6 protein-coding genes are annotated in these 11,506 nt (G+C 72.4%); all 6 read right to left on the bottom strand.

What is annotated here, in order from left to right:
- Positions 1–47: 47 nt before the first annotated feature.
- The 6 genes from V4F39_RS04365 to V4F39_RS04340 all read right to left on the bottom strand — a co-directional run bounded on the left by V4F39_RS04365 (position 48) and on the right by V4F39_RS04340 (position 11,455).
- Positions 48–1,124, bottom strand: coding sequence for a hypothetical protein (locus V4F39_RS04365; RefSeq protein ID WP_332288080.1), 1,077 nt, complete (start codon positions 1,122–1,124; stop codon positions 48–50).
- 46 nt (positions 1,125–1,170) lie between these two features.
- Positions 1,171–1,419, bottom strand: coding sequence for an MbtH family protein (locus V4F39_RS04360; RefSeq protein ID WP_332288079.1), 249 nt, complete (start codon positions 1,417–1,419; stop codon positions 1,171–1,173).
- 39 nt (positions 1,420–1,458) lie between these two features.
- Positions 1,459–2,913, bottom strand: coding sequence for an aminotransferase class III-fold pyridoxal phosphate-dependent enzyme (locus V4F39_RS04355; protein ID WP_332288077.1), 1,455 nt, complete (start codon positions 2,911–2,913; stop codon positions 1,459–1,461).
- Between the two features lie 649 nt (positions 2,914–3,562).
- Positions 3,563–4,498 carry a class I SAM-dependent DNA methyltransferase gene (locus V4F39_RS04350; RefSeq protein WP_332288076.1) on the bottom strand — a complete coding sequence of 312 codons (936 nt, stop codon included), beginning with the start codon at positions 4,496–4,498 and terminating at the stop codon, positions 3,563–3,565.
- A complete protein-coding gene (locus V4F39_RS04345; protein WP_332288074.1) occupies positions 4,495–7,704 on the bottom strand; it encodes a thioester reductase domain-containing protein in 3,210 nt (1,069 codons plus the stop codon). Before V4F39_RS04345 ends, V4F39_RS04350 begins: the two co-directional genes overlap by 4 nt.
- A 235-nt stretch (positions 7,705–7,939) precedes the next feature.
- Complete coding sequence (locus V4F39_RS04340) at positions 7,940–11,455, bottom strand: amino acid adenylation domain-containing protein (protein WP_332288072.1); 3,516 nt, start codon at positions 11,453–11,455, stop codon at positions 7,940–7,942.
- Positions 11,456–11,506 lie beyond the last annotated feature (51 nt).

Here is an 11,506-nt window from a genome sequence, read left to right as displayed (position 1 = left end):
CGCACACAGCCACCCCCGGCGCAGCAGGCCCGACAACACCCGCTCCATCAAAGCCCACCCCCAACGATGAGCTGCCGCCGCAACTGCCCCATCCGATCCAGCGTCTGCACCGCCGCCGAATCGGTGCGCGAGCGCAGGCTGCTGCCGTCGCCGGCAAAGCGGGCGCAGACGCCCTTGTGCGCTGCCATCATGCCGCCGTAGGCCTGCACGAAGCGCTCGTGCGCGGGTTGCAGCGCGCCCGGCAGCGCCGCGAAGCAGGGCCGCAGCTGTTGCCATTGCCGGACCAGGCGCGCGTGGTCCCACGCCATCAGGCCGCTGAAACGGTCGGAGTCGACGTGCGGGGGCATCATGGCCGGGCGCACTTCGTCTTCGTAGAGCCGCGGGTTGAAGTCGGATGCCAGCACCATCGCGGCGCCTGAAGCGGCCAACAACGTGGAGGCGGTGTCGAGTTCGAGTTCCGCTTCTTCGAGCCGCGGGCCTGAAGCATCGGACAGCGCCGCCTCGAAGCGCAGCAGGCTCAGCACCAGGCCCTGCACGTCGAGGAAGAAGGTCCAGTGGAAGCCCTGCCACAGCGTCCATGCGGTGGGAGACGGTTCCTCGGGCAGCAGGTCCAGCGGCGGCCCGTCGATCGGTGCCGGCAGTTCAGGCGGCAGTCCGAAGCAACGCAACAGCAGCCCCAGGTGGCACGCGAAGCCCTCGCGCTGCTGCGCGACGGCCGGGGCATCGAGTGAGGGCGCGATGGTGCACAGCACCATGAAGCGCTGCACGGTCTCCACCATGCTGCGCGCGAGCAGCGCGGCCGAGGCGCCTTCGTGCCGCGCGACCGCGAAGCGCCGGTCGTAGTCGATCACCTCGTCGCGCGACAGGGGCGTGCCGGTGTCTTCGGGCACGTGGGCCAGCGGCCCGGCCGGCGGCAGCGCCACGATCGCCTGCGCCAGCCGCGCCGCTGCTGATGGGGCGTGCCCGCCCAGTGCGCAGCGCACGGCGGCCAGCGCCGAGATCAGCTGCCGTGCCGGCACGGTGGCGCCTTCGGGCAGGGGCACGCAGGCTGCCAGTGCCCACGGCGAAGGCAGGGCCAGCAGCGCCGAAGGGGCGGGGGTGTCGTCAGGCAGCGGGAGCGTCACGGGGGCAGGCCAGCGGGTACGGCGGTACTTCGGTGCGGCGTTGCGCTCAGGCGCCGCTGGCGCCGGCATCCATGGCCTGGCGCAGGCTCAGCGGGCGCATGTCGGTCCACACCTGCTCGATGTGGTCGAGGCAGGCCTGCTTGGCGCCGCTGAAGCCCTCCGCGCGCCAGCCCCAGGGGATCTCCTTGTAGTCGGGCCAGATCGAGTAGCGGCCTTCGTCGCTGAGGACGACGCGCCACACCGGCTCGGGCAGGTCGGCGAGGGCGGCGGGGGTCGGCGAGGGGGTGGTTTCCATCGGTTTGTCTAGACAGGTGGAGGGTGGAGGAAAAGGGGCCTACAGCAACCCGCCGTCGCGCAGCGCGGCCAGGCTGTTGGAGAACGCGGTGACGATGTGGTCGAGTTCGGCGTCGCCGTGCTCGATGCTGAGGAAGCCGCCCGCATCGCCGACGCGCAGGTGCACGCCGCGCAGCAGCAGGTGGTAGGCGAGCAGTTGCCGCGCGCGTTCGCCGATGCGGCTGCGGCTGGCGGCCAGCGCGAAGAAGGAGCCGAAGTGGGTGAACTCCAGCGGCAGGTCCTGCTGCCTGCAGAAGCCGTTGATGCGGGCGACCAGCGCCTGCGTGCGGTCGTTCAGGCCGGCCTGCAGCGCCGGGCCTTCGGCCTTCACCCTTGACAGCAGCGCGTGCGCGGCCACCAGCGACAGCGGGTGCTTGGTGAAGGTGCCGGCGAAGAAGGTGGTGGGCGTGCGCGGCGCGGAGTCGTCGCCGTATTGCCAGGGGCCGCCGTCGATGCGGTCCATGAAACGCGCGCTGCCGGCGATGACGGACAGCGGCATGCCGCCGCCGGCAATCTTGCTGTAGGTGGCGAGGTCGGGCCGGAGGCCGAAGTGCGCCGCGGCGCCGCCCGGGTGCACGCGGAAGCCGGTGACCATCTCGTCGAACACCAGCGCGCTGCCGGTGCGCTGCGTCAGCGCGCGCAGTTCATGCAGGAAGGCCCGCGGCTGCAGCTCGGTGGCGCGGCTTTGCACCGGCTCGACCAGCACGGCGGCGATGTCCTTGGCGCGGGCGCGGATGACGTCGAGCGAGCGCGGGTGGCCGTACTCCAGCACGATGACCTCGCGCGCCGCGGCGGCCGAGACACCGGGGAAGGCGGGCACCGCGCGGCTGGAGCCCATGCGGCCGAGCAATGCGGCCACGGGCCGGAGCAAGGGCCGGCCGGCCAGGCGTTCGACGATGCGCTTGCGGGCGTATTCGGCCACCGGCGCGCGCATCAGCGCGGCATCGTGGTGGCCGTGGTACGAGTGGGTGAAGGTGACGATGCAGGGCCGGCCGGTGGCGGCGCGGGCGATGCGGATGGCCGTCATCACCGCTTCGGTGCCGGTGTTGCTGAAGCACACGCGCTCGGCGCCCGTCAGCTCGCTGACCAGCGTGGCCACTTCGCCGACCAGCGGATGCTGCGCGCCGATGGCGAAGCCGCGTTCGAGCTGTGCTGTGAGCGCTTCGCGAACGAAGGCGGGGTTGTGACCGAAGAGGTTGAGGCCGAGGCCGAGCAGGATGTCGGTGTAGCGGTGGCCGTCCACGTCCCACAGGTACGCACCCGCGGCGCGATCGACCGCCAGCGGATAGCAGATCTCCTTGGTCTCGGGCGCGAAGCGCATGCCGATGGAGCTCTTGTCGGCGAATACGCCGCGGTACTGCGCCGCCAGCCGTTTGGAGCCCGGGGTTTTGGCGTTGTAAGCGGCGACGAGCTCGAGGAGGTGGCGCTCGGGTGTGGGGAGGGCGGGGCCGTTCATGGTTCTTGTTGTTGGTTTGGGCTTGCAAGGTCGCGGGGGCAGGCGGCTGGGCGTGCGACTTCCGCGGTCGGCGCTGCGCGCCGACTGCCCTGCGATGCTCGGCCGGTTGGCGTGCCGCAGAACTCACTTCGCTCACTGCGTTCGCTGCGTTCAAACAGGCTGCGGCAAGTCAGTGGTTGAAGCGCGCTGCGCGCGCCGCCAACCGGCCTGCGCTTCTCGGCGCTCCACACGCACACCCAGCCGCCTGCCCCCGCGCCCTTGCCCGTCACCGCCGTGGGTGTGGAAAGGAAAGCCAAAACGTCCGACCCCAGGGGTCGGGCGTTTTGGTTCACCCCCACCTCTACCGCGCGGCGGTGTTGGCGAAGCCGGGGGTGGGTATGGGCAGTCGCGCGTGTGCGGCGTCGAGCAGCGCAGGGCGGTTGGCCCGCGCGCGCAGCGCGCGTCGACAACTGACTTGCCGCAGCCTGTTTGAACGCAGCGAACGTCAGTGAGCGAAGTGAGTTCTGCGGCAGGGCCGGCCGACCGAGCAGCGCAGAGAAGTCGGCCCTCCGGGCCGACCGCCGCAGTCGCGCGACTGCCCATACCCACCCCCGGCGCAGCGGCACAACCTCAACCCCAACCACCCCACACACAACAACACCGCCGCGCATCACCCACCCCCCTTGACTGCAATGAAATGCGCCGCATGCCGATCGTCCACATCGGTCGACCCATCGATGGTCTCGAGCCGAACGCTCGCGAACCCCGCCGCCAGCAAGGCCGCACGCACTTCACCCAGGTCATGGCCGGTGATCGGGTAGTCCACGTCCTGCCGCCGCCACCTCGGCTCGATGCGGCCCAGCCGCTGCAGCAGCGCCAACCGCAGCCCGATGAAGCGCGGCCGCGACAGCACGCCGTAGAGCAGCCGCTTCAAGGGCCGCAGCAGCCCGCCGGCGCCGTCCGCCGGCGGGCGGAAGGTGGTGACGCGGAAGGCGCCGCGCCGGGTGGCGGCGTCGTAGCGCGGCGTGATCAGCCAGCCCACGTCGGCGCGCAGCTCGCCTTCGTACGGCACGCCGCGCCACCAGCGCGCGAGCTGTGCCGGGTGGTTGAGGTCGAACACGAAGGCCGCGCCCGGCTTCAGGGCCGCATGCACACGTTCGAAGACCAGGCACAGGTCCTCGAGCGTGTCGATGTGGTTGAGCGACGCGCTGGTTGAGAAGGCGCCGTCGAACTGCGGTGCCAGGTCGAAGTGCCGCGCATCGTCGAGCAGGAAGGCGGCCTGGGGGGCGTTGCGGCGTGCGCATGCCAGCATGCCGGCCGAACCGTCGAGGCCGGTGACGCGGTAGCCGGCCTGCAGCAGCGGGCGGATCAGCAGCCCGCTGCCGCAGCACAGGTCGAGCAGTTGCGCACCCGCCGGCAGGCCGGGCAGCAGCACACGTTCCAGCAGCTTGCGCTGCGGCTCGACGTAGTCGATGCCGACCGTCTCGTCGTAGAGCGTGGCCCAGTCGTCGTAGGCATCGGCATGGCCGTGGTGCGGCGTGCCGGGCGGCGGCGCGGGCGCCGGGCCGAGTTGTGCATCGGCGGGCGGGTGCAGTTGGCCGCTCATGCCTTGGCCTCGACGGGGAGGCTGGCGCCTGTGCGGTCAGGCAGCAGGCCGGTGCGGTCCATCGCGCGCAGGTAGGTCGCGAAGAGCGGCTGGTCCAGCGCGGGCAGGGTGAAGGGGGTGCCCTGCAGCAGCGCGCGCATCACGCTGCTGTCGTAGGGCGTGGCGTGGGGCGCCGCCGCCGTGGGGGCCGTCGGCGCCCCGGCATCGCCGCCCTCGGCCCGCCCGCCGAACAGCGCGACCAGCGGGTACAGCGGGTGCTCCGGCGCCTCGCGCGCCACGCGCTGCAGCTCGCGGTACCAGTCGGCATACGGCACGCGGCGCACCGCGTGGCCGGCGGCGGCGCAGGCATCGAACAGCACCTGCGACGACACCGGCTGCGGGTGCAGCAGGTGCAGCGTGGCGCCGCGCGCCGCGGGCTGCGCGCCGGCATGCACCATGGCCCGCGCGAGCCAGTCGACCGGCAGCAGGTCGAGCGGCAGCTCGCCCTGCGGCGCGATGCCCGAGCGCAGGTAGCCCTGCATCAGGCGGATCAGGAAATCGTTGCGGTTGAAGGCGCCGGTGGCGCTGTCGCCCGAGATGGGGCCGGGGCGGTAGATCGTCGCGGCCAGTCCGCGTGCCATGGCCTGCCGCACGAGTTGCTCGGCCACCCACTTGCTGCGGTTGTAGCCGCCGGCCGGCACGGGCTGCGCAGGCAGCGCATCGGTCTCGAGGAAGCGGCGGCCGCCGGCCTGCGCGAGGGGGGGCAGCACGCTGAGGCTCGACACATGGTGCAGCCGCTTGGGTCGGCCGATGCTTGCCAGCTGCATCAGTGCCAGCGTGCCGCCGATGTTGGCGGCGCGCAGCTGTTCGTAGGGCATCAGGTGGTGCACATGCGCGCCGTTGTGCCAGATCGTGTCGATGCGCTGGGCCAGCGCCTGCCATTCCGTCTCGCCCAGGCCCAGGCGGGGCTGCGACAGGTCGCCGGCGATGACCGCGAGCCGCTTCGCATGCGCCGGCTCCCAGCGGCCGATGGCTTCGAGCGCGGTGCGCAGGCGCGCGGCGGCGTCGGCAGGCTGCATGCCTTCAGGCAGGCGCAGCAGGCAGTGGATGCGGGCGTCGGTCTGCAGCAGCAGCTCGTGCAGCAGGTAGCTGCCGATGAAGCCGGTGGCGCCGGTGAGCAGCACGTCGCGCGGCGGCTGACCGGGGCCTTGCGTGCCGGGCCAGGGCAGCGGCGTCAGGTCGGGCGGCAGGTGCGCGTCCGGCGGCAGTTCGGCGAGGGAGGGCGCCCCGGCGCCGGTGGCAGGTGCGCCGCCCGGTGCGCGCGCACCCAGCAGCGCCATCAGCGCCGGCTTGCGCTGCTGCAGCTCTGCCTTCAGCGCGTCGGTCAGCGCGCCCTGTGGTGCGTTGACGCGCAGCTTGCCGTCCTGCACGTGCAGGCGGATCTGCTGCTGCTGCAGCGTGTCGAGCAGGCGGCCCAGGGGGTCGTCGGCCGGTGGGGTGGGCGCGGCCGGCGCGGTCACCCGCGGGGCCATCGCGATGGCGGGTGCGGCGGCGCTGGCGGCTTCGGCATCGATCGTCGTGCTGGCGGGCAGCGGCGCGGCCGCGGTGTGGGATCGGGCCGTGGGCGCGAAGTGGAACTCCGCGCAGCCCAGCAGCCGCTGCGCCGGCAGGCCGCGTGCGCGGCAGCGTTCCACCAGCTTGCCGCTTTCCACGATCGCCATCGAGGTGTCGTCGTAGTGGATCGAGGTGATGTAGTTCAGCCAGGGCTCCATGCCCATCGCGTACACGCAGACCTCGGCGGGTTGCAGCCGCTCGATCAGGCCCATGCCGCGGTCGGCGTTGGAGCCGTTGAGGCGCCGGGCCTGCGCCTGCGCGTGCGGCACGCTCACCGGCAGCAGCGGCCCGTAGGCCCAGGTGAAGGGCGCGCCTTCGCATTCCATGCCGATGAACAGCAGGTCGAGCGGGCCGCACAGTTGCGCGACGTGGTCGTACAGCGCGCTGTCGAGGTTGTTCGAATCGGCCGCGCACAGCACGCTGCGGCCCTCGGCCTCGATCCACCACGCGGTCTTGGTCGCGATGTCGAGGTCGCCGTGCTCGCCCAGCACGGGCAGGCTGAGGATGCGGCCGCCGTCGAACGCGATGTCTTCCAGGCGATCGATCTCGCGCACGTCGGTGAAGCCGATCTGCTTGAGCGCCAGGCGCAGCGAGGGGTCGAGCAGCGAGCCGCGGTGCCCCGCGGGCACCACCACCTGGCCGATGCGGTGGCGCAGCTGCAGCAGCGTCTCCAGCATCACGTGGTCCTGGTGGTTGTGGGTGATCAGCGCGTAGTCGATGCGCGTGGGCAGGTCGGCCAGGCTGAAGCGCGGCAGGCCCTCGGGGTGCTCGTAGCTGACGAGCGGATCGACGAGCACGGTGGTAGTGGGCGTCTCGACCAGCACGCAGGCGTGGCCGAGGTAGCGCACGCGCACGCCGGGCCCGCGCCAGGGGTCGGCGGTGCGCGGCGGCTCGGTGGTGAAGAGCGCGGCGAAGCGCCGGCGTGTGGCGCCGTCGTGCAGGCCGAGGCGGTCGGCCAGGGCATGCACGTCCACCGGGGTGTGGCGGGCGGCGAAGAGCACGTCGAGCGCGGGGTCGGCGAAGGGCAGGTGCAGCGCGACGTCGACATCGCTGTCGAGCCGCGGCGTGCTCATCACGAAGGCGCGGCGGTCGCTGTCGGGCACCTGGCGCAGCGCGATGCTCTGGTTGTCGGGCCGCCAGTAGCCGCTGCGGTAGAGCAGGCCTTCATGCCAGCGGGCCGACGGGTGGTTGCGGGCATCCGTCACCAGCTCGACGTAGCCGCGAAGCGCTTCGGGGAGGCGGGCGTACAGGCCGTCCATCGATTCGCCGGCGGGGTGCGCGGCGAGCAGGCGCTCGAGCTGGGCGATGGCGGCGCTGAGGGCGATCAGCTCGCGCTGGCCGCTGCGGGTGCGCGCCAGCAGCGCCCGCATCTCGGGTACGCGGTCGGTGCCGTACTGGATGAAGGGGCCGCCCATCATGGCCGGGTCGCGCAGCGCGGCGATATGGACCTCGGGTGCTTCGACGAACGAGGCCATCACCGGGAGCTGCGATTCGGTGAGGTAGCGCGCGGCGGTGGCGGGCGGGAGCAGGTAGCTCCAGGCGTACCACTGGTTGACGAGGGGTTCGGCGATGACGTTGTGCCGGAGGTATTGAGGTGGGTGGGCGGTGGTCATGGTCGTTGTTGTTCTTGTTGTGGTGTTGATGCGCTTGCAAGGTCGCGGGGGCAGGCGGCTGGGCGTGCGACTTCCGCGGTCGGCGCGGTGCGCCGACTGCCCTGCGCTGCTCGGGCCGGCCGACCGAGCAGCGCAGGGCAGTCGGCCCTCTGGGCCGACCGCCGCAGCAGCGCGAGCGCAGCCGCCCGCCCCCGGCGCAGCAAGCGCAACTCCAAAGCCCACCCAACACCAACACTCACAGCTCGAACTCCTCCCGCCCCGCCTCACCCTCAGCCGACACCCCCGCACTCAACCCCTTCAACTTCAGCTTGTGTTCGATCCGCTGCGCCAGCCCCATCACCGTGGGTGCCTCGAACAGGTCGATGACGGTCACCTCCACCGACAGCCGATCGAGCAGTTGCGACACCAGCCGCGTCGCCAGCAGCGAATGGCCGCCGAGTGCGAAGAAGTCGTCGCCGATGCCCACGGCCGGCAGGCCCAGCACGCGGGCGAATACGGCGGCGACGGCGGCTTCGGTGTCGTTGCGCGGCGGGATCGCGGCGGCGCGCTCCGGCGCCTCTCCCAGCGCACCCAGCGTGGCGAGCGCCTTCAGGTCGAGCTTGCCGTTGGCGTTGAGCGGAATGCGCGCGATCCACTGCACGGCCGCCGGCACCATGTAGCGCGGCAGGCGCTGGGCCAGGTGCTCGCGCAGCTCGGCAGGCGATGGCGCGGTGGCCGCGTCGCGCGGCACGGCCCAGGCCGCCAGGCGTTTGTCGGGCACGACGCCGGCATCGGCATCCTTGGCACCTGAGACCGGCGTGGCATCGAGCGCCGCCACCACCGCGGCCTGCACGGCCGGGTGCTCGGCCAGGGCCTGCTCGATGTCGCCCAGCTCCACGCGGAAGCCGCGGATCTTCACTTGCTGGTCGATGCGGCCGAGGATGCGGATGCGCCCGTCAGCGCCTTGCACCGCCAGGTCGCCGGTGCGGTAGAGGCAGGGCGAGGCATCGGCATCGCCTGCGGCGCGGAACGGGTTGGGCACGAACTGGCGCGCCGTCAGGCCCGGGCGGCGCAGGTAGCCGCGCGCCAGGCCCACGCCGGCCAGGCACAGCTCGCCAGGCGCACCGGGCGGCAGCAGCTCCAGCGCTTCGTCGAGCACGACCATCTGCTTGTTGGCCGCGGGGGCCAGCGTCGCTTCGAGCGGCGCGCCGTTGCCGCAACTCACCATGCTGGCGTTGACGGTGGTCTCCGTCGGGCCGTAGGCGTTGATGAAGCGCCGGCCTTGGGTGCTCCAGCGCTGCATCAGCTCGGCCGAAGGCGCTTCGCCGCCGACCAGCACCATGCGCAGTGCGCTGAAATCTTCCGGCGGGAGCGCGACCAGCGCCGACGGCGTCATCGTCACGTGCGTCACGCCGTGGCGGCGGATCAGCGAGGCCAGCGCGGGGCCGGGCAGCAGCGTCTCGGGCGGCGCCAGCAGCAGCCGCGCGCCGGTGGCCAGCGCCATCACGATCTCGGGAATCGACGCGTCGAAGCTGAACGAGAAGAAGTTCAGCACGCAGTCGCCGGCCCGCACGTCGCAGGTGCGGATCTTGTCTTCGGTGAGGTTGACGAGCCCGCCGTGCTCGATCATCACGCCCTTGGGGCGGCCTGTGGAGCCCGAGGTGTAGATGAGGTACGCCAGGTGCTGCGGGCCGGCCAGCGGTGCCGGGTCGTGCGCGGGCTGGCGTGCCTGCAGCTCGGGCCAGGCGGCGTCGAGGTCGAGCCGCCGCACGCCGCCCTGCAGCGCCGGCAGCGCCACGCCCTGGTGGCTCAGCAGCACGGGCACCTGCGCATCCGACAGCATGAAGGCCAGGCGCTCGGGCGGGTAGTCGGCATCCAGCGGCAGGTAGGCGCCGCCGGCCTTGAGCACCGCGAGCATCGCGACGATCATGTCCAGCGACCGCGGCAGCGCGATGCCGACCACCACCTCCGGCCCCACGCCGGCCGCGCGCAGCCAATGCGCGAGCTGGTTGGCCCGCGTGTTCATCTGCGCGTAGCTGAGCTGCTGGACCGGCGCGCCGTCGAACACCAGCGCGACATCGTCGGGCCGCTCGGCCGCGATGGCTTCGACCAGGTGGTGGAAGCAGGTGTCGCTGCGGTAGGGCCGGCGCGTCGTGTTCCAGTCGGCCAGCTGCCGCCGGCGCTGTTCGGTGCCCAGCAGCGGCAGCGTGGCGACGGCGCGCTGCGGGTCGGCGGCCGCGGCCTGCAGCAGCGCGTGGTAGCCCTCGGCCAGCCGCTGGATGGTGGCGGGCTCGAAGAGATCGGCGTTGTATTCGATGCCGCCGACGATGCCGCCAGGCGTTTCGTACAGGTCCATGCTCAGGTCGAGCTTGGCGCGGATGGCGGCCTGCGGCAGGCGTTCGAGCACCAGGCCGGGCAGCTCAGTGCGGGCGGGGGCGGCGTTTTCGAGGCGGAACTTGGCCTGGAACAGCGGGTGGCGGCTCAGGTCGCGCTCGGGTTGCAGCAGCTCGATCAACTGCTCGAAGGGCAGGTCCTGGTTCGACAACGCCTGCAGCGTTGTCTGTCGCACCCGCGCCAGCAGCGTGCCGAAGCCCTCTGCCGGCTGCACCTGCGCGCGCAGCACCAGCGTGTTGACGAAGAGGCCGATCAGCCCTTCGAGCGCCTGCTGCTGGCGGTTGGCCACCGGCACGCCGACGAGCAGGTCGCGCTGGCCGGTCACGCGTGACAGCAGCAGCTGCCAGCCGGCCAGCAGCGTCATGAAGAGGCTGGCCGACCGGGCCTGGCCCAGCGTGCGCAGGGCATCGACCAGCGGCGCGGGCAGGGAAAACTGATGGACCGCGCCGTGGTGCGTCTGCAGGCGCGGGCGCGGATGGTCGGTGGCCAGCGGCAGCACGGTGGGCGCGCCCTGCAGGCGGTCGCGCCAGTAGATGCGCTGGCTTTCGAGCGTGCCGGCTTGCAGGCGCTGCTGCTGCCAGGCGGCGAAGTCGGCGTATTGCAGACGTTGCGCGCCTTCGGGCTCGGACGGCGTGCCGATCAATGCGGCGCGCCATTGGCGGCCGATCTCGGCCACCAGCAGGTCGAGCGACCAGGCGTCGCAGGCGATGTGGTGCAGCGTCAGCGCCAGCACGTGCTCGTCGTCGGCCAGGCGCAACAGCGTGGCGCGCAAGGGCCAGTGCTGCGCCAGGTCGAAGGGCGCGACGGCATCGTCGGCCAGGTACTGCTGCAGCCGGGCACGCGCATCGGCGTCGCCGCGCAGGTCGAGCTGCCGCAGCGGCACCGCGGCGGGCGGGTCGATCTGCAGGCGCGACTGGCCCAGCGCGTCGGCTGCGTAGCGGGTGCGCAGCACTTCGTGGCGGCGCACGACGGCGTCGAGCGTGGCCTGGAGCACGCGCACGTCGAGCCAGCCCGTGATGCGCACGGCCAGCGGCACGTTGTAGACGCCCGCTTCCTGCGGCATCTGTTCCAGAAACCACAGCCGCTGCTGAGCGAACGACAGGGGGAGCGCGCCGTCGCGCGGCAGCGGTGCGGGGGCATCGGCCGTTGCGCCAGGGGCAGGCGACACGGGCTGCCGCAGCAGCGACAGCAGCTCGTCGCGGCGGCCCCGCAGCTCGGCGAAGAGGGCGTCGGTCAGCAGCGCATCGGGCCCGGCGCAGCGCAGCCGTTCGCCGTCGGCCCACAGCCGCACGCCCTGTTGCGCCAGCGTGGCCACCCATTCGGCGGCCGGACGTTGCAGGGACTTGTCGTGTGCGATGGGGGCTGTCGTGGCCGTCATGGGGGCAGGTTGCCGGACGTGATGCAGTTCACAAATGATAGTGTAAGTGAG

Source organism: Aquincola agrisoli, assembly GCF_036621135.1.
Taxonomy (GTDB): Bacteria; Pseudomonadota; Gammaproteobacteria; order Burkholderiales; family Burkholderiaceae_C; genus Aquincola; species Aquincola agrisoli.
This window is presented reverse-complemented; position numbering and strand designations above follow the sequence as displayed.